We start from the raw sequence: 19113 nt of genomic DNA, 5'->3' as shown, positions 1-19113 counted from the left end.
GATTCACCCGATATAGCTACAACGCAATGAGGTCCGAGGGTTTTTGCAACACGATCGGGTACATGTGCGTCCACGGCCACTTCGCCATTAGGGTGACGGGCATGGACGCGACCAGGTGGCTCATCGTTCTCCGGCACGCCAAGTCGGACTGGGCGGACGGCCTCCCCGACCACGAACGGCCCCTCGCGCCCCGCGGCGTCCGCGACGCGCCCAGGCTCGGCCGGTGGCTGACCGAGGAGGGGCACGTTCCCGAGCTGGTCGTCTGCTCCACCGCCCGGCGCACCCGGGAGACGTGGCAGCGCGTCAGCGACGAACTTCCCGCCCCGCCGCCCGTCGAGTACGACGACGACCTTTACGGCGCCGACGTCCCCGAACTGCTGAACGCCGCCCGCCGGACGCCGCCCGACGTCACGACGCTCGCGCTGGTCGGGCACGAGCCCGGGGTCAGCGACGTGACCCTGTACCTCGCCGGTCTTGGGGAAGAGACCCGGCCGGTCCAGACCAAGTTCCCGACCGGCGCCGCGGCCGTGCTGGCCACGACGGATCCGTGGGACGCCCTGCGCACGGCCCGGCTCGTCGCCTTCTTCCGGCCTCGGGACTTCCCCGGCTGAGATCTCGCCGCTTCGGTCTAGACCAACCATTGCCTTTGTGATGTTCACATGCGTACTCTTCATTCACTCACAGGTTTGGTGTTCATATTTGTGAATGGAGCGGACATGGTTTTCCGCCACACCGTCGTGGCCGCGCTCGCTGCGCTCGGCCTCGTCGCTTCTTCTGCCGCGCCGGCCGAAGCCGCGTCGCGTCCCACCGGCTGCACCGTCCCGGTCATCGGGCCGGTGTGCGCGCCCCCGACCGCCGTTCTCGACGGCAAGCAGCTGCTTCGCACCAAGTTGGCCGCTCTCGTCGGCGAAAAGACGTCTCGCACCGCGCTGAACAACCTCCTCGCCGCCGCGAGAACCGATCTGACGGCGGGGCCGTGGAGTGTCACGTCGAAGAAACAGGTCCCACCCAGCGGGGACAAGCACGACTACCTCAGCCTGGCGCCCTACTGGTGGCCGACCACGCAGCCGACCGCCGAGAACCCGTGGGGCTGCCCGTTCGTGCAGCGCGACGGCCAGCGCAACCCGATCGTGGACGAGATCACCGACCACGCCTACCGCGGCAAGGCCTTCGCCGCGATCTACCGGCTCGCGCTCGCCTGGTACTACACCGGGGACGCGCGGTACGCCCAGCGCGCGGCGCTCGACCTGCGCACGTGGTTCCTCGACGCGGCCACGAAGATGAACCCGAACATGAACTTCGCGCAGGGCATCCCGTGCAAGGTCGACGGCCGCGGCATCGGCATCATCGAGTTCTCCTACACGCTCAGCCAGGTCGTCGACGCCACCGCCATCCTGGCCACCGGCGCTCCTGGCTGGACGAAGACCGACCAGGCCGGCATGACCGGCTGGTACACGCAGTTCCTGGACTGGCTGCGCACCAGCAAGAACGGGACCGACGAAGCCAAGGCCCAGAACAACCACGGCAGCTTCTACGACATGCTCGTCGCCGCGCTCGCCCTCGGCACGGGCCGGCGCGACCTGGCCGCGGCCATCGCGCGGGACGCCGGGCCGAAGCGGATCGCGCCGCAAATCGAAGCCACCGGCTACCAGCCGCAGGAGGCGAGCCGGACCCGCAGCTGGCACTACTCGGCGTTCAACCTGGTCGCGCTGACCCGGCTCGCGCAGATCGGCGAGCACGTCGGCGTCGACCTGTGGCACTACACCGCGCCGAGCGGGGCGACGCTGTTCGCCGCGGTCGACTTCCTGATCCCGGGCGCCACGCAGGGGCAGTCCGCCTGGCCGTACCCGGAGCTGGACTTCCGGCCGTACGCGGCACTGGACGTCCTGCACGCGGCCGCCGACGCCGGTGACCGGGCGGCGCGGACGGCCTTGCCGCGGGTGCCGGTCGAGCCGGGCGGCGACCTCTACCCGGTGCGGCCCGCCGCCGAACAGCTCGACGACATTTCGACGTCCTGACGTCGCTGAAAGGAAAAGGGCCCGGCGGTGCGGCCGGGCCCTTTTCGGTCTTCCGGGGGTTTCGGAATCAGACTCCGGCCACCTGCGAAATCCAGCTGCGATAACGCGTGATGTTCGTGTACGCGGTGTTGTTGACCCGGTCGCTGGTCGACGCGACGCCGACCTGGCGGCCGGAGGCGAACATCGGGCCGCCGGAGTCGCCGCCGGCGGTGATGCCGTTGACGCGGTTCGCGCACACGGCGACGCCGCCGTTGTAGTCGCTGCAGCTGATCGAGTTCACCCGCACGGTCGCGACCTTCAGGTACCGCGACTGGCAGTTGATCTCGGAGCCGCACTGGCTGGTCGCGCCCCAGCCGTAGACCGAGACGTTCTGGCCGACCGAGACGTCACCGACACTGCCCAGCGGCGAGTAGGTGGCGTTCACCGAGGTGGTGAGCCGGACGATCGCCAGGTCGGCGGAGCCCGGGTAGCGGGTGATGGTGGAGCCGGTGGCCATCGTCCCGCCGCTGGACTGGTCCAGGCTGCCGATGCGGAAGGTGTAGGTGCCGGAGCTGCTGACGCAGTGCTTGGCGGTGAGGATGTACTGCGGCGCGATGATGGTCGCGGTGCAGTTCTGCTGGCCGTTGACGAACAGCCGGGCCGCCCAGGGGCCGCTCGTGGCGGTGCTGCCGCCGATGATCGACGGCTGGGCCTGCGGGGTGCTGTCGGCGGCCGCCGGACCGCCGAGGCCGACGACGGCCAGTGCGGTGCTCGCGGCCAGCAGGACGAACTTGCCGAATTTCACGCTCACTCCTTTTCGCGCGGGGGAGAACCGCGCGGGGGAAAAGCCGGTGGGGACCGAACTCGAATATTGTCCGAGTTCTCGGCGAATGTCCGTAACCGACGAAAGTCGCCGGTCGAATCCGTATTTATTGCCGGACGCGGACTACGTGCAGTTCCCGTACTGTTCCGGGCTCGTCCCAGGAGTCCGCGGCCCTGGCAGGGGCCGCGGCCGAGGTGAGGTTCAGGCGGCGATCTTCGCCGGGGCGGTCTTCCGCAGCCAGTACAGCCCGACGACCGGCAGGACCAGCGGGATGAACAGGTAGCCCTCGCCGTAGACCGACCAGACGGTCGGGTGCCGGAACGCGGCCGCGTCGACGAGGCTCAGCGTCCCGATCGTCAGCACGCCCAGCAGCTCGATCGAGCAGGCCACGAGGGCCACGCGCCACCAGCCGTCACCGCGGCGGGCGAGCGCGATCGTCGCGACGATGTATACGGCGGCGGCGAACGCCGAGAGCAGGTAGGCGAGCGGGGCTTCGTGGAACTTCGTGCCGATCTGGACGCCGGCCCGCGACGTCGCCGCCAGCGCGAAGATCGCGTACACGGCGACGAGCACCCGTCCGGGGCCGCTGGCCGTCCTACGCTGTTGCTCCACTCCACACCTCGTTCAGTCGCAGCACCATCACCGGGATGGCCAGGCAGGCGATGCCGAGCACCGCGGTGCTCGACCGGCTCCGCTCGGCCAGCGCCCAGGCGGCACCGACGGGCAGCACGACCAGGCAGCCGATCAGGTAGGCCAGGTAGGTCGCCAGGCTCCCGGGCCGGTCACCGCCGGCGAGCAGCACGATCCCGATCACCAGCTGCACGACCAGCAGCAGTTCGAGAACCGCGAGCGCGACGAGGAGCGGGTTGTCCGGAAGCCGGTTCCGAGCCGACTGGACGAAGCTCCAGAGCGCGACGACCGTGGCAGCCACGGCGATCGTCACGGCGAATCCGAAGATCACCCGTTCCTCCTTCCGCTCCGCCGGGCGCCAACTTACTCCGTGGTACCGGCGGCCTCGTCCGGCGAGGTGCGCGGGCGTGGCGCGGGCCACCACCGTGATCCCGCGCGGCCGGCGCGTCCTACGAAAACTGCGCATACCTCGAAAATCGATCACCAACGGTCGTTGATGGCATTCTGCCAATTCGGCGGGATATTCGGGCCGGCCCTTTGGTGGACCTGCGGATCTGTCGGAAAAAGCTTCATGTTGCTCCACTATGGTGTGGTGGTTCGGTCGACGAAAATCACCCTGGGTTCGGCTACCGACTGGTAGGTGCCCTTTTTGCCTACCTCGGATAGCCCAGTTGAACCGCCGGGTTGGCGGATTGGCGCAGGGTCGTCCGGCATGGGGGAATATCCTTTGTCCCGGGGCCGTGTCGTCCGGGGGCTAGTGTGGAGGGGTATCTGGGATGGACCTGCGTTACGAAGCTTTTTGCTTCGCCGACCCGTTGTTCTACAACGAACAGCAGGAAACCGGCGCGCCGGTCGAAGGTTTCGCCACGGCGCTTCCCGCGCCGGGCGACGGCTGGGTCACCACCGACCGCGGCGCTTGGCGCGCGATGCACCCCGAGGGCGGTGCTCTCCCCGCTCAGGGCTGGCTGATCCATGTGTCCGCTGGTCTCGACAACGCGGACCGGGTACTCGCGCAGGTGTACGAGTGCTGTATCAAGCACAGGGTCTCCTGCAAGCACCTTCGCTCGGCGTTGACCCTGCTCGCGCGGAATTCGAAATACGCGTCCGGCGTCGTCGGCGCCGAGCTGGCGACCATTTACCCCGTCGACCACAAGGAACTCGAGCAGGTCCTCGCCGACCTGTCGCGGCGGCTCAAGGGCGAGCCAGGCCCGGATATCCCAAGCGGCTTGCGGTACGGCGACGGGCCGCTCTACGTGCGTTACGGCGGATTTGCCGAACAGTGGGTCGAACACGGCGGCACCCGCGTCCCGGCGATCCGCAAGCCGGACGGCAGGCTGGTGCCCGACAAGCGCGAACCGACGTTCTCCGTGCCTGATTGGGTGAAAATCCCGGCTTGCCTGCAAAGCAGCCTCGCGGCGCGCAAAGGAGGTGCGCCGGCCGATTTCCCCTACCGGATGTCGCGCCCCCTGCACGTCTCGAACGGCGGCGGCAGCTACCTCGCTGCCCCCAAAGCGGGCGGCGACCAGGTCCTCCTCAAGGAGGCCCGTCCGTACGCCGGTCTCGACGAGGCGCGGACCGACGCCGTCGAACGGCTGCGCCGCGAGCACGAGGTGCTCGACCGGCTCGCCGGCGTCCCTGGCGTGCCGCGAGTCTTCGAACGGTTCACCGTCTCGGAGCGCCACTACCTGGCGATGGAGCACCTGCCGGGAACCTCACTGGCCGACTGGCTGACCCGCAACTACCCGCTGACCAGGCACAGCGCGACGGTTGCCGACCTCGCCGCCTACGCGCAGCGGGTGCTGGACGTCGTCGCGGAGGTGGAGAAGACGGTCGAGGCGGTCCACGCCCGCGGCATCGTCTTGGGCGGCCTGCACCCGCTGAACGTCCTGATCGACGAAGACCACCATGACCGGATCTCCCTGACCGGCTTCGAGACGGCGTTCGACGCCGCGTCCGGCGACCGTCCGGCACCGGGCGCGCCCGGCTTCCGCGCGCCGGCCGACCGCGCCGGCTTCGAGATCGACGAGTACGCGGTCGCAGCGTTGCGGCTGTGGCTGTTCCTGCCGCTTTCGCCGCTGGCCGAGCTGGCTCCGGCGAAGCTGCGTCGGATGGCCGACTTCGCCGAACGCCGGTTTGCGCTGCCCAAGGGGTATGCCGACGCCGCAGTCGCGGTGCTTGCTCCGCGTGCGGTCCCTGCGGAGCCGGCACCGGTCCACACGGAGCTCGACCAGGAGAAACCGGACTGGCCGCTGGTCCGCAAGCAGATCGCCGAGGCCATCCTGGCCGGCGCGACCCCCGCGCGCCACGACCGGCTGTTCCCCGGGGATGTCGAGCAGTTCCGCGTCGGCGGTGCCTGTTTCGGGGTAGGTGCCGCGGGCGTGCTGCACGCCCTCGACGTCACCGGCGCCGGGCGCTTCCCCGAGCACGAGCGGTGGCTGATCGAGTCGGTCCGTCGCGACCCGCCGACCCGGCCCGGCTTCTACGACGGAAGCTCCGGCATCGCGTACGTGCTGGAGGAATTCGGGCACCACGACGAAGCCAGCAAGCTGATGACGTCGTCCGCGCGGCTCGTCGAGCAGATGACGAACCACTCACTGGAGAGCGGCCTGGCCGGTATCGGGCTGACCATGCTGCACTTCGCGACGGTCCGGCAGGACAACGAGTTCGGCCGCCAGGCGCTGACCACGGCCGTCCGGCTGGCCGAGGCGCTGGAGACCGCGGCGCCGCCGGGGAACTCAGCCCGCGCCGGGCTGCTGTCCGGCTGGTCCGGACCCGCGCTGCTGTTCGTCCGGCTCTTCGAGTGCACCGGCGAACCGGCCTGGCTCTCGTTCGCCGACCAGGCGCTGTCCCGCGACCTCGAAGAATGCATCGAGGCCGACGACGGCTCGCTGCAGGTCCGCGACGGCGTTGCCCGCACGTTGCCTTACGCCGGTGTCGGCAGCGCCGGGATCCTCCTGGTCGCCGAACAGCTGGCGCGGCACCGCCCGGACGCCGAGGCCTGCGACAGCCTGGCCGCTCTGCGCGAGTCGTGTCGCGGTGAGTTCGTCGTTCACCCGGGCCTGCTCAACGGCCGGTGCGGGCTGGCGGTGGCGCTCGGCGCGAACCCGGAGTCGGGCTCGGGCTTGGAGCAGCCGATCCGCGAAGCGATCGACCGGCACCTGGCGTGGCTGGCCTGGTACGCGGTGCCGTACAAGGGCGGCCTCGCTTTCCCGGGCCACCGGCTGCTGCGTCTCTCGATGGACGTCAAGACCGGCAGTGCGGGGATCCTCCTTTCACTCGCTGCCCTCCTTGACGGCAAGGAGGCTCTGCCTTTCCTAGGTGAAACCCCATCTCCTCTGACTTCCGGTCACTGACCGGACCCGCCACGACGGCCGGTGCAGGGAGCCAGCCGCCCAGTACCAGGGGCGGCCACCTGCGGTAGAGGTGCGGGCCGCCGGCGGGACGCCTCCCGGCGACGGCCCGCGACCTCTACCAGGCCGTCTGCGGGTGGTGGGTGTGCGGTTGTCGGCGGGGCGCCTTCCGGCGACAACCGCAATCTCCACCAGCCCGCAGGTGGGTAGTGGCGCGTCCGCTCGCGGGGCGCCCGCCGGGAGCGGACACGCGACCACTGTTGGGTCCACTTCTGTGCATGGGCTCCACGACCGCGCAGGGGCGCCTTCCGGCGTCGGGTCGGGGACCACTTCCGAGCCGTCTGCTCACCACTCTGCTGCCGCAACCGATCGACGCCTAGGCCGCCATCGTGTTACTAGCGCTCGGATGAGGAGACTGCTCGTCCACTGTGGACCGATCTCATGCTTCCCAGCTTATCGCGGTCGGGGGGTCGGGCAAGCCCTCGTTGTGAATCTGTGGACAACTCGCCGATGTTCACGGTGCCTGTGGACAACTCGAGTCGATCGGCCGGTTTTGTCGGCGCCGTGATGCATGATCGGAAGTGCGGGAAGAACCGCGAAGAACACAGCCCGGACTGGGCGCCCTCAGAGAGGAGGTGACACGGCGGCGGTGCACGTCATCCGGGCTGCAGGGCCTCCAACGCCTCGCGCAGCTTGCCGGACACCGGTATCGGCCGGCGGGACTCGCGGTCCACGAAGACGTGCACGAAGTGCCCTTCCGCGACCAGGGACTCGTCGGCTGCGTACATCCCGATTTCGTAGCGGACGCTGGACTTCCCGAGGTGGGCCACCCGCAACCCGACCCGCAGCGAACCAGGAAAGGAAACCGATGAGTGATACCCGCAGTGCGACTCGACGCACAGCCCGATCACCGCCCCGGCCTCGATGTCGAGGCCACCTTGCTCGATGAGCCACGTGTTGATCACGGTGTCCATCAGCGAGTAGTGCACGACGTTGTTGACGTGGCCGTAGACGTCGTTGTCCTTCCAGCGCAACGGAACCGTCTGCCAGTGCGGGTACCCGTTCACCACAGCGACACCGACTCGCGCAGGATGTCCGACAGGTCTTCCGCGGACGCCTCGCGCGGCGCGGTGGCCAGCAAGCGCTGCTGCTTGAGGGTTCCCTCGACCAGGGAGTCCACATCGGACTCCGTGTAGCCGACGGCACCGATGCCGTCCGGGATGCCGATCTGCCGCATCAGGTCGATCAGCACCGCGGGCAGGTGGTCGGCGAAGTCGCCGGGCCACTCGAAGTCGGGCGCCAGCAGGCGGGCGACGCGCAGGTGGCGGTCCGGTGCCGCGTCGAAGGTGAAGCGGAACGCGGCGGGCGCGGTCAGTGAGACGGCCATGCCGTGCGGCACCATGGGTTCTTCGCCGGGGTAGCCGTCCGGGTGGAAATCCCTGACCTGCCCGGCGATCGGGTAGGCGTTCGCGTGCGGGATGTGCACGCCGGCGTTGCCGAACCCGAGTCCGGCGAACGTCGCGGCCAGTGCCATGGCCTCGCGCGCCTTGAGGTCGGAACCGTCGCGAACGGCGGCCGGGAGGGCCCACGACAGCAGCCGGAGGGACTGCTCGGCGAACATGTCGGCCAGTGGGTTCGAGCCGCAGTACGGCACGCGCTGCTCCGGGCGCTTACGCTCGAACTCGGTGTACGGCTTGGCGGTGTAGCTCTCCGCGGCGTGGCACAGGATGTCCATGCCGCTGGCGGCGGTCACCGCCGGTGGCTGGCTGACGGTGAGGCGCGGGTCGACGACGGCCAGGGTCGGGCGCAGCCGCAGGTGGCTGATCCCGCTCTTGACGCGCAGCGACAACACGTCCAGGACGCAGACCGTGGTGCTCTCGGAGCCCGTGCCGGTGGTGGTGGGCACCGCGACCAGCGGCTTGAGCGGGCGGTCCGGGGCGCGGCCGCCGCCGACGGGCGCGTTGACGTAGTCCATCAACTCGCCGTTGTTGCTCGTCAGGAGGTTCGCGGCCTTGGCGGTGTCGATCGCCGAGCCGCCGCCGACGGCGACGAAGGCGTCGTACGGGCCGGTTCCGCGGGCGAAGTCAACCGCCTTCTGCATGCTGACATCGGTGGGTTCGACGTGTACGCCGTCGAAGATCTCGGTCTCGATGCCGTAGCCCGCGATGCCGTCGGCGATGCGGCGCGGCCAGCCGGTCGCGGCCACCTGCGGGTCGGTCACGACGAGCACGCGGTGCGCGCCGTACTGGGTCAGGTCGTAGCCGATCTCGTCGCTGGCGCCGGTGCCGTACTTCAGCGCCGGGGCCCCATAAGTAAAAACAGTTTCATGTTCGGTCGCGGCCAAGTCTGCGGTCCTCGCTCCCATGATCGGCTATCAGTCGGTCAAAGCGGACATTCGGCCTATCCTTGTCCAGTTTCGGCGAAGATCACTTGACTGCACTGAACGGTGCCCGCCTAAGCTCTCCTCATTAGATACCAACTGGGAGCGACCGTCGCCCAGACGGCCGTGCGGATCCTGACCGAGGCGCGTGTCCGCCGCGTGTACGCGGTGGTCGGTGAGTCGTTCCTGGAACTTCTCGACGCCTTGCAACGCGAGCGGGAGATCACGCTGGTCTCGGCCCGCCACGACGCGGGCGCCGCCTTCATGGCGGAGGCGGAAGGGAAGCTGACCGAACGTCCCGCCGTGCTGCTCGCCAGCCGGGGGCCGAGCGCGGCGAGCCTGGCCATCGGCGTCCAAACGGCGTACCAGGACGAGACTCCGATGGTCGTCCTGCTGGAGACGCCGGCGACCGAGCCGGTGCCGTCGTCGTCGGGGGAGCTGCCGACGTCGGACCTCACGGCCATGTTCGAGTCGATCGCCAAGTCGACCTTGCGGGTGACCGACCCGGACAGCCTGCCGGGGCTGCTCGCGCACGCGCTGACGACGTCCCAGGAGGGACGGCCCGGGCCGATCGTGCTCGGTGTGCCCTGCGATATCTGGGGGATGCCCTACGACGCGGCGAAACCGATGGCGCGGGTGCGGCCGCCGGCGTCCGGCACGCTGGGCCGTTCGGCTGATGCCGTGGCGCAGCTGGTGGACGAGGCGAAGTACCCCGTGGTCATCGTCGGCGGCCGGGCGCGGTCGGCGCGGGACGAGCTGATCGCGGTGGCCGACGAGCTCGCGCTGCCCGTCTACAACGCCTTCCGGCGGCAGGACGCCTTCCCGGAGAACCACGCCCGCTACGCCGGTCACCTCGGGCTCGGCATCCCGGCCCGGCAGCTGGACGCGCTGGAGCGCGCCGACCTGGTGCTCGCGCTCGGCACCCAGCTGGACGAGGTCACGACGCAGGCCTACCGCTACCCGACGGCCCAGCAGACGCTGGTCATGGTCGGGACCGGCATCGACGTCAGCCCGAAGCGGCGGGGGCTGACCTTCCGCGTCGACTCCGAGGTCGAGCCGTTCCTGCGGGAGCTGCGGGAGGTGGCGTCGCCGCGGACGAGGCGGGCTTCGGCGGCGAACGCGGCCGTGCACACCTTCATGACCCCGCCCGACACCAGCGGGAACACCCGCGTGCACCCGGTCGACGTCGTCCGCGCGCTGCGCAAGCTGGCGCCCGAGGACACCATCGTGACCAGCGACGCGGGCAACTTCGCGCAGTTCATGCACCGCTACTGGTGCTTCACGGCGCCGCGCAGCCAGCTCGGCCCGAGCAACGCCGCCATGGGCTACGCCGTGCCGGCCGCCGTGGCGGCGAAGCTGGCCGAGCCGCGGCGCAGCGTCGTGGCCATGGTGGGGGATGCCGGGACGCTCATGACCGGCCAGGAGATCGAAACCGCCGTCCGGTACCGGGCGCCGGTGATGGTGGTCGTCTTCCAAAACGGCGTGCACGGCGCACTGGCTATGCACCAGGCGCGCACGTACGGCAGGCTCACCGGGGTCTCCATCCCGTTGACCGACTTCGCTTCGTGGGCGCGTGGACTGGGCGCGGCCGGGTACACGGTGGACGATCGTGAGGAACTCGAGCCCATCATCGCCAGCGCGCTGGTGCGGCAGCGGCCGTGCGTCATCGACGTGCGCACGGATCCCGACGTCGTGACCCCCGACGTGCGGCTTTCCGCCCTGCTGGGCCAAGCGCGTCCGCAACCTCCCGCCCAGTAACGGTTTTGCTCCGTTTCGTTCCGGAAGAGCTGGGAATGTCGTGTGGTAGCAGGGCGTTGGCTCGGGTAACCTGACGGTGTTCCGGTGGTGGTTCGCCGCTGAACCTTCCCGGCCGGGTCCCGGCGGGAGACAACCGGTTTCTGTCGGTGCCGCCTGGCACCATCACGGTCATGACCCGCGCCGAAGCGGGCAGGGAACGAGGGGAGTTTCGACGTGACCGATCACCAGCACGCATCCGAACCGGCGATGAAGTCCTCCGGCGTCGTACCGGTGCTGTTCAGCGCCAGCTCAGAAGCTCACGACGACGCGGTGGTGGCCGCGGACCGGGACGCGACCTGGCGTTCGTCGCCGTTCGCGAACGAGGGGCTGCGCCCGGCGAGTGGTGAATAACTCACCCGGGTGAAGACGGCTTGTCCGCTCAGCTCGAGGTGTGCTTTACTACTTAAGGTCTTGGATTTTGTGTTCGTGTTGAGTCACGCTCGCAGAACTCAGCGGGCGTAGTGTCTCCTCATCGAGGAAGCAAACCGTCCGGGTGACGACCCGGGGCGCCGAAGTGGCTTCCTGTTTTTGGTGTTACACATGGAGACTTTTTTATGACTCAGGGCACTGTGAAGTGGTTCAACTCCGAGAAGGGGTTCGGCTTCATCACCCCCGACAACGGTGGCGGCGACGTCTTCGTTCACTACAGCGAGATCCAGGGTAACGGCTTCAAGAGCCTGGAAGAGAACGCTCGCGTCGAGTTCGAGATCGGCCAGGGCCAGAAGGGCCCGCAGGCCACGTCGGTCACCTTGATCTGACTTTGATCTTGGGAAAGGGCCGTCACCCGTTCAGGGTGGCGGCCCTTTTCGTACGCTGCGCACCATGATCGAGCACGGCTGCACCGTTTCCGGGATGAACTGCGGGCACTGCGCCCAGTCGGTCACCGGAGAAATCACCGCGCTGCCCGGCGTAGCCGAAGTGGAAGTCGACGTCGTGACCGGCCGGGTCCTCGTGCGAGCCGAAGACGCGCTGGCGGAGGACGACGTCCGCGCGGCGGTCGAGGAAGCGGGCTTCACCTACGAGGGCGCGGTCGACCTGGTCCCGTAGCCGCTCGCCGGGATTTTGCCTCGGTGAGCTTCCCCCTCCAGGTTGGACAGTCCACTGGAGACCACTGGGTGAGACGCGCCGTGTGATCCGTGTCGCTCCGCCGCGTAATCGAACGACCACTGCAACGCTCTGCAACCCTTCCGCTCCGGCGGATCACGGGGTCTCCTGTTCTCCGATGACGGAACGGGAGGTCAGGTGGGCGAAACGGTGGCGGGGATCGTTGCGAACCCCGCTTCGGGGCGCGACATCCGCCGGCTGGTCGCGCAGGCGTCGGTGTTCCCCACCGCGGAAAAGGCGAACATGGTCCAGCGGCTGCTGGCGGCGTTCGCCGTCACCGGGCTCGACCGCGTCCTCGTCTCGACCGATCTCGGTGGGATCTCCGCCACGGTCCTGCGCGCGCTCGGCCGCGGCGGCACCTGGCCGAAGGTCGACTTCTGCGAGGACGACCCCATCACCGGCACCGCCGCCGACACGACGAACGCGGTGCGCCGGATGGTCGAGGCCGGCGCCGGGGTCATCGTCGTCCTCGGCGGGGACGGGACCGCCCGCGTAGCCGCCGCGGCCTGCGAAGACGTGCCGCTCCTCGCCCTCTCCACCGGGACCAACAACGCCTTCCCGCAGATGCGGGAGGCGACCGTCGCCGGCCTGGCTGCCGGGCTGATCGCCGCCGGGCAGATCGATCCCGATCTCGTCACGCACCGCGTCAGCGTGCTCGAAGTTGTCACGAAGGCACGCCGCGAGATCGCGCTCGTCGACGTCTGCGTGTCGCTGAGCAGGCACATCGGGGCGCGGGCGCTGTGGGACCCGTCGTCGCTCACCGAGCTGTACTGCACCTTCGCCGAGCCTGACGGCATCGGCCTGTCGAGCGTGCCAGGCCAGCTTTGCCCGAGCCCGCGGTCCAGCCCGGACGGCGTCGCGCTCCAGCTCGGCCCGGTCGGGGAGACGCCGTACGTCGTGCACGCGCCGATCGCGCCCGGGCTCGTGCGGCCGGTCGGGGTGCGCGGCTGGGGCCTGCTGCGGCCCGGCGTGCGCGTCGAGCTCGCCGCGGCGGGCGGGGTCATCGCGCTCGACGGCGAGCGTGAACTCGAGCTCAAGACCGGGGAGAGCGCGTTCGTCGAGCTCAAGCCGGACGGGCCGTGGGTCGTCGACGTCCGGGCGGCGATGGCGGAGGCGGCGCGGAAAGGGCTGCTGCGCACGGATACCGAACCGGGGAAGGAGCGCCGAAGATGACGGACGCCCTGCGGGGTGCGTATCGCGTGATGCGCACCATCCGCGCCTTCGAGGAGCGGGTGCGCGTGCCCGGCGAAGTTCCGGAGTCCCGGTACACCGGGGAGGAAGCCTTGGCCGCCGGCGTCTGCCTCCACCTCGACGACCGCGACGCCATCGCCGGCACCCACCGCCGCCACGGTCAGCGCATCGCCAAGGGCGTCGACGACCTCAAGGCCGTCCTGGCCGAGATCCGGCAGCACCGGCACGTCGTGACCGACACGCCCGGCAGCGTCCCGCTGCTGATCTGCGGCGCCGCGATCGCCGCGAAACAGCAGGACACCGGCGGTGTCGGGGTGGCGTTTCTCGGGGACGGCCCGGGCACGACGCCTGCCGCGCTGAACATCGCGTCGGCCTGGAACCTTCCCGCGATCTTCGTCACGGAGCACCCCGGCTACGCCGATCGGGCCGCCGGGCTCGGTGTGCCGGGGGTCGTCGTCGACGGATCCGACTTTTTCTCCGTGCACGAAACGGCGGGCGAGGCGGTCGGCCGTGCTCGCGACGGCGGCGGCCCGACGCTGATCGAAGCCGTGTTCCCCCGGTACGCCGTCGACTGCCTCCTGCGGTTCCGCACCCGCGTCACCGACAGCGGTGAGCTGGGAGAACACGCCCTCGACGTCATCGACGCCGAAGTCACCGAACTCGTCGAGGACTCGGTCGCCACGTCGAAATCCGCACCGGGCGGCCTGGAGACCGACGTCTACGTCTTGTACTGACCGGCCCGAGCCGGAGCGAGAGCGCGACGAGCGCCACCTACCGATCATCCGACCGAAACGGCAGACTCCGAGGAGGCACAGCACAAGGAGCGGCGGTTGGGGCAGCAAGACCTCGAGGCGGCGTTGCCGGCCGGGGTGGATCCCCGGCGGCACGCCCGTGTCCTCGCGCAAGTGCACGAAGCGGCGCTGAACGGCCGGGTACTGCCCAGCCGTCCACGGGCCGTCATCGGCGCGTCCTGGCAGCGGATGCGCCGCCTCGGCATGGATCCGGACAGCCGGGCCGCCGCGCCCGTCTTGACGTTCGAGCAGCTGGAAGCCCGCCGTCGCGCGAGCGGGCTGGCCGAGGCGCTGCCGATCCTGCGCAGCGGCCTGATCAGCCTCGCCGAGCAGGCCGCGTACATCATGGTGATCGGCGACGCCGGCGGGAAAATCCTCTGGCGCGACGGCAGCGCCGCGGTCCGCCGCCGGGCCGACTCGCTCGGGTTCGTCGAAGGCGTCGATTGGCAGGAGGAGTCCGTCGGCACCAACGCCATCGGCACCGCGCTGGTCGCGCGCCGGGCGGTGCAGGTGTACTCCGCCGAGCACTACGTCCGGGCCCAGCACTCCTGGACGTGCGCGGCCGCGCCGCTGCGCGACCCGCGGGACGGCAGGCTGCTCGGCGTCGTCGACCTCTCCGGGCCGGCTTCGACCGTCCACGCGACGACGTTGGCGCTGGTCGACGCCGTGACGCGGCTGGCGGAGGCCCAGTTGCGCACCACTCACCTAACCGAGCTCGAACGGCTTCGCGGCTTCGCCGTGCCGGTCCTCGCCAAGGCCGGCGGGCGGGCGGTGGTGGCCGACGAACACGGCTGGGTCGCCGCGGCCGCCGGGCTCGCGCCGGCCGACCGGATCGCGTTGCCGACCGGCCTCGCGCCCGGCCGGGTGTGGCTGCCGGCGTACGGCGGCTGCTCGGCCGAGCCGGTGCCCGGCGGCTGGCTGATCCGGCTGACCGACGACGAGGCCGCGCCGCCCACCCGCGTCGTGCTCGACGTCCGGTCGCCGCGCGAGCCCGAGCTCACCGTGGCCAGTGCGGCCGGGACCTGGACGCACCGGCTCAGCCCGCGCCACGCCGAGGTGCTGTACGTGCTGGCCAGCCACCGCGACGGCCGGTCGGCGTCCGAGCTGTCGGCCGACCTGTTCGGCGACGCCGGCCGCACGGTCACCGTCCGCGCCGAGATGTCCCGGCTGCGCCGACACTTCGGCAGCATCCTCGGCGCGAAGCCGTACCGCTTCGCCGACGAAGTCGAGGTGGTGGTCCGGCGGCCGCCGACTCCCGAAGCCGTCCTCCCGCACTCGCTCGCCCCGGCCATCCGCGGCTGACGCCCCGGCGGCGGGGATCATGGAGCCCGTGCCGAAACGCCTGCCCGACACCATCGCGCCGAGCTGGCTCGTGGTGCAGCTGCTCGGCACGCTCTTCTTCGCCGCGACGCTGCTCACCGCCCGCGAAGCGGACCCGCGCATCTGGACCGCGTACGGCGTCACGAGCGCCTGTTGGCTGGGCTTCGTCCTCCTCGCACCCCGTCGGCCGAAGACGGCGGCCGCGCTGCTCGCCGTCACGAGCGCGCTGCCGGCGGCGATCGTCGGGTGGGCCGGGGACTCCTCGGCGATCCTGCTGTCCGTCATCGCCCTCGGCCGGCTCGCGACGCTCACGTCGGTCGGCGTCGGGACGATCCTCGGGTTCGGGCTGCTGGACGTCGCGCTCGCGGTGACGTCGCACGCTCTCGCCGGGCAGTCCCTCGGCCAGACGCTCGCGGACCCCGCCGTGATGCTGCTGCTGGTGCTGCTCGGGCTCAACCGCCGCCAGTACGAGGTGCAAGCGACGCAGGCACGGGCGCTGCTGGAGCAGACGCGGCTCGCGCAGGCCGAACACGCCCGCGCCGCCGCGCTCGACGAACGCACCCGGATCGCCCGCGAGCTCCACGACGTCCTGGCGCATTCCCTCGGCGCGCTGGGGGTGCAGCTCGAACTCGCCGAGGCGCTGCTGACCGAACGGTCCGATGTGGACGGTGCGGTGCGGTCCGTCCGGCGGTCGCGGCGGCTCGCCGCGGACGGGCTGGCCGAGGCGCGGGACGCCGTCGCCGCGCTCCGCCGGGACGTCCGGCCGCTCACCGAAACCCTCGCCGCGGCGGCCGCCGCCCACGCCCGCGACCACCACGTCACCGTGGCTTTCGACGCCGGCGGCGAAATCAGGCCGCTGCCGTCCGCGGCGGTCGTCGCCTTGATCGGCATCGCGCGGGAAGCCCTGACGAACGCCGGGAAGCACGCGCCGGGCGAGGACGTCCGGATGCGGCTGAGCCACGCACCCGGCGTCGTCCGGCTCGACGTCCGCAACGCACTCGGGCCACTCACCCGGACAGGTGAAGGATTCGGCCTGGCCGGCATGCGGGAGCGGCTCGCCCTCGCCGGCGGCACGCTGACGTCGGGCCCGGAAGACGGCGACTGGCGCGTGCTGGCGGAAGTGCCCGGCTGAGCAACGGGGTGGGCCGGAACACCCACGCGAGATCACGTGCTGGTGACAGCGGGCGGTGTCGGTGGCTGCGCGCGCGGCGACTCGGCTACCTTCTGCGGGTACGGCTCACAGCGATCTTTTCGGGGGCTCCGGGTGGCGAAGCCCCCGGGTCCGGGGCGAAGTCCCGGACGGCAGGGGGAGGAATTCGGGGATGACCAGCACTGCGACGGCCCCGGGGCCCACGGCGCCCGCGCCGGGACCCCCACCGTCGCCGCCGGACGGCCGCGACCGCCCCGGGGGCCGCAGCGGCCTGCTGGGGCTGCTCGACCTGCCGGGCCAGGGGGTGCGCGCGGTCATCCGGTCCGCCGCGACCACCCCCGGCAGGCTCACCGTGATCGCCGTCGGGCTGGTGCTGCTTTCGCTCGTGGCCGGGCTCGTCGCGACGCTGTCGGTGCAGGACCGCGACGACACGATCAGCGGCGTCATCGACCACCGCGAGCCCCTCGCCGCCGCCGCGCAGCAGGTCTACCGCTCGCTCTCGGACGCCGACGCGACCGCCGCGAGCGCGTTCCTCTCCATCGGCACCGAACCCCCCGAACTCCGCCAGCGCTACGAGCGTGACGTCGCCGAAGCCGGCGCCGCGCTCGCCAAGGCCGCCTCCGACGCCTCGGACGTCGCCGACGCGGCCGCTCCGGTCGACGTCCTCAACCAGTCGCTGCCCGTCTACACCGGGCTCGTCGAGACGGCCCGGGCGAACAACCGGCTCGGCTACCCGGTCGGTGCGTCCTACCTGCGCGAGGCGTCCGAGCTGATGCGGGCGAAGATCCTGCCCGCCGCGCAAGACCTCTACCGCGTCGACACCGAGCGGCTGATCGATGAGCAGGACAGCGCCACCGGGTTCCCGTGGCTCGCCACGATCCTCGTGGTCGCGCTGCTGGCCGCGCTCGTCGTGGCGCAGGTCCACCTGACCCGGCGCACGAACCGGCTGCTCAACGTCGGGCTCGTCATCGCCACGGCCGCCGTCGTGGTTTCCCTGCTGTGGGGCGCGGTCGCGCTGGTCGTGCAGGGCAGCCTGGTGGGCAGCGGCCAGGACGACGGTTCGCACCGCGTCGACGTGCTGGTCCGGGCGCGGATCGCCGCGCTGCAGGCCCGTGCGGACGAAACGCTGACGCTGGTCGCCCGCGGCGACGGCGCGGCGTACGAGAAGGACTTCGGCGCCAACGCCGTCCAGCTCGTCGGCCCCGACGGCCAGGGCGGCCTGCTCGGCGAAGCCCGCGGCCTGATCAAGGACGGCAACGGCGTCGCGAAGGTCGCCGACGCGACGAAGGCCGCGAACGACTGGCTCAAGGCGCACAAGGAAGTCCGCGCCCAGGACGACGCCGGCCAGTACCAGGAAGCCGTCGACTTCGCCGTGCTGGAGGACAAGACCGACGGTTCGGCGCCGGCGTTCCGGCGGCTCGACGACAGCCTCCAGGCCGCCATCGACGTCGGCAGGCAGGAATTCCTCGACGACACCCACAACGGCGACCGCGCGCTGACGCTCCTCGCGCCCGGCTTGGCCGTGCTGGCCGTCGTGGCCGCGGCAGGTGTCACCATGGGGATCCGGGAGCGACTGAGGGAGTACCGGTGAACAGGCGGGGCATCACGGTCCGGGCAGGTGTGCTGGCGGTCGTCGCGCTGCTGGCGGCGTCCTGCGGCAGCCCCGGGAAACCGGTCGACCCGGCCCCGGTCGGCGACGCGGCCTGGCCGCAGCCCGCGCACGTCGGCGGCCCGGACGCGGCGGCCGGCGGCGGCAGCGACACCAGCTGCAACCCGCTGGCCAGCCTGTCGCCGGACAAGGGCACGTCGATCCCCGACGGCTCGACCATGGCGAAGATCAAGGAACGCGGCAAGCTCATCGCCGGCGTCGATCAGACGACCTACCTGTTCGGCTTCCGCAACCCCACCTCGGGCAACCTCGAGGGCTTCGACATCGACCTGGTCAACGAGATCGCCCGCTCGATCTTCGGCGCGCCCGAGGGCCGCGTCCAGTTCCGCGCGATCACCTCGTCGCAGCGCCAGGACGTCCTGATGCAGCACCAGGTCGACATCGTGGTCCGGACCTACAGCATCACCTGCGCGCGCAAGAAGGACGTCGCCTTCTCCTCGGTCTACTACGTCGCGGGCCAGCGGCTGCTGGTGACGAAGGAGTCGAAGGCGACGAAGCTGGCCGACCTGAGCGGCAAGAAGGTGTGCGCGGCGAAGAAGTCGACGTCGCTGGCGAAGATCGCGACGGACCCGGCGAAGCCGGTGGCGGTCTCGGTGGACAACTGGTCGGACTGCCTGGTGATGCTCCAGCAGGGCCAGGTGGAGGCGGTCTCGACCGACGACACGATCCTCGCCGGGATGGCCGCGCAGGACCCGACGCTGCAGGTCGTCGGCGACCAGTTCACGCAGGAGAACTACGGCATCGGCGTGCCGAAGGACAACGAGGACATGGTCAAGTTCGTCAACGCCGTGCTCGACAACATCCGCAACAGCGGCTCCTGGCAGAACAGCTACCGCCGCTGGGTGGAGCCTTCACTGGGGCCGGCTTCGCCGCCGCAGCCGCAGTACCAGTGAGCCGGTCGCGACTAGGAT

At 70.7% G+C, this 19113-nt stretch carries 18 protein-coding genes; 13 read left to right on the top strand and 5 right to left on the bottom strand.

From position 1 onward, the window contains the following. The first annotated feature begins 101 nt into the window (after nt 1-101). A complete protein-coding gene (locus Q5425_RS19120) occupies nt 102-611 on the top strand; it encodes a histidine phosphatase family protein (RefSeq protein ID WP_308673606.1) in 510 nt (169 codons plus the stop codon). Nucleotides 612-716: 105 nt separating this feature from the next. Next, the gene (locus Q5425_RS19115; RefSeq protein ID WP_308673605.1) at nt 717-2018 is read left to right on the top strand and encodes an alginate lyase family protein; all 1302 of its coding nucleotides are present in this window, start codon (nt 717-719) and stop codon (nt 2016-2018) included. Between the two features lie 67 nt (nt 2019-2085). On the opposite strand, the gene Q5425_RS19110 is transcribed toward Q5425_RS19115, so the two are convergent. The 3 genes from Q5425_RS19110 to Q5425_RS19100 all read right to left on the bottom strand — a co-directional run bounded on the left by Q5425_RS19110 (nt 2086) and on the right by Q5425_RS19100 (nt 3781). Then, a complete protein-coding gene (locus tag Q5425_RS19110) occupies nt 2086-2802 on the bottom strand; it encodes a trypsin-like serine protease (protein WP_308673604.1) in 717 nt (238 codons plus the stop codon). Nucleotides 2803-3021: 219 nt separating this feature from the next. Beyond that, nucleotides 3022-3393, bottom strand: coding sequence for a hypothetical protein (locus tag Q5425_RS19105; protein WP_308673956.1), 372 nt, complete (start codon nt 3391-3393; stop codon nt 3022-3024). A gap of 22 nt (nt 3394-3415) precedes the next feature. Beyond that, complete coding sequence (locus tag Q5425_RS19100; RefSeq protein WP_308673603.1) at nt 3416-3781, bottom strand: hypothetical protein; 366 nt, start codon at nt 3779-3781, stop codon at nt 3416-3418. Nucleotides 3782-4226: 445 nt separating this feature from the next. Between Q5425_RS19100 and lanKC the strand changes: the two genes are divergently transcribed. Beyond that, the gene (gene lanKC / locus Q5425_RS19095) at nt 4227-6803 is read left to right on the top strand and encodes a class III lanthionine synthetase LanKC (protein WP_308673602.1); all 2577 of its coding nucleotides are present in this window, start codon (nt 4227-4229) and stop codon (nt 6801-6803) included. Between the two features lie 653 nt (nt 6804-7456). Here the strand turns inward: lanKC and Q5425_RS19090 are convergent. Next, nucleotides 7457-7870, bottom strand: coding sequence for a thioesterase family protein (locus Q5425_RS19090; RefSeq protein WP_308673601.1), 414 nt, complete (start codon nt 7868-7870; stop codon nt 7457-7459). Then, nucleotides 7864-9144 (bottom strand): hydroxyacid-oxoacid transhydrogenase, encoded by a 1281-nt coding sequence (locus Q5425_RS19085; protein WP_308673600.1) that lies wholly within the window; start codon nt 9142-9144, stop codon nt 7864-7866. The genes Q5425_RS19090 and Q5425_RS19085 overlap by 7 nt, the downstream gene beginning before the upstream one ends. Before the next feature lie 135 nt (nt 9145-9279). Between Q5425_RS19085 and Q5425_RS19080 the strand changes: the two genes are divergently transcribed. From Q5425_RS19080 to Q5425_RS19035, 10 genes are all read left to right on the top strand, one after another. Then, complete coding sequence (locus tag Q5425_RS19080; protein WP_308673955.1) at nt 9280-10938, top strand: thiamine pyrophosphate-dependent enzyme; 1659 nt, start codon at nt 9280-9282, stop codon at nt 10936-10938. 213 nt (nt 10939-11151) lie between these two features. Further along, nucleotides 11152-11328: a hypothetical protein gene (locus Q5425_RS19075; protein WP_308673599.1), complete on the top strand. Its 177-nt coding sequence runs from the start codon at nt 11152-11154 to the stop codon at nt 11326-11328. A gap of 203 nt (nt 11329-11531) precedes the next feature. Beyond that, on the top strand, nt 11532-11735 hold the full coding sequence (locus Q5425_RS19070; RefSeq protein ID WP_020642940.1) for a cold-shock protein: 204 nt from the start codon (nt 11532-11534) through the stop codon (nt 11733-11735). A 64-nt stretch (nt 11736-11799) separates the two neighbouring features. Next, entirely contained in the window at nt 11800-12024 is a 225-nt protein-coding gene (locus tag Q5425_RS19065) for a heavy-metal-associated domain-containing protein (protein ID WP_308673598.1), read from the top strand. Between the two features lie 195 nt (nt 12025-12219). After that, entirely contained in the window at nt 12220-13254 is a 1035-nt protein-coding gene (locus Q5425_RS19060) for an NAD(+)/NADH kinase (RefSeq protein WP_308673597.1), read from the top strand. Then, nucleotides 13251-14006 carry a thiamine pyrophosphate-dependent enzyme gene (locus Q5425_RS19055; protein WP_308673596.1) on the top strand — a complete coding sequence of 252 codons (756 nt, stop codon included), beginning with the start codon at nt 13251-13253 and terminating at the stop codon, nt 14004-14006. Before Q5425_RS19060 ends, Q5425_RS19055 begins: the two co-directional genes overlap by 4 nt. 96 nt (nt 14007-14102) lie before the next feature. After that, nucleotides 14103-15365 (top strand): GAF domain-containing protein, encoded by a 1263-nt coding sequence (locus Q5425_RS19050; protein WP_308673595.1) that lies wholly within the window; start codon nt 14103-14105, stop codon nt 15363-15365. Between the two features lie 28 nt (nt 15366-15393). After that, nucleotides 15394-16515, top strand: a complete 1122-nt coding sequence (locus Q5425_RS19045) for a histidine kinase (RefSeq protein ID WP_308673594.1) — start codon at nt 15394-15396, stop codon at nt 16513-16515. A gap of 190 nt (nt 16516-16705) precedes the next feature. Continuing rightward, complete coding sequence (locus Q5425_RS19040; RefSeq protein ID WP_308673593.1) at nt 16706-18124, top strand: hypothetical protein; 1419 nt, start codon at nt 16706-16708, stop codon at nt 18122-18124. Then, entirely contained in the window at nt 18121-19095 is a 975-nt protein-coding gene (locus tag Q5425_RS19035; protein WP_308673592.1) for a glutamate ABC transporter substrate-binding protein, read from the top strand. Before Q5425_RS19040 ends, Q5425_RS19035 begins: the two co-directional genes overlap by 4 nt. Nucleotides 19096-19113 lie beyond the last annotated feature (18 nt).

This window comes from Amycolatopsis sp. A133, from assembly GCF_031082405.1.
Taxonomy (GTDB): domain Bacteria; phylum Actinomycetota; class Actinomycetes; order Mycobacteriales; family Pseudonocardiaceae; genus Amycolatopsis.
The sequence above is the reverse complement of the archived record's forward strand: the minus strand, read 5'-3'. Positions and strand labels throughout refer to the sequence as shown.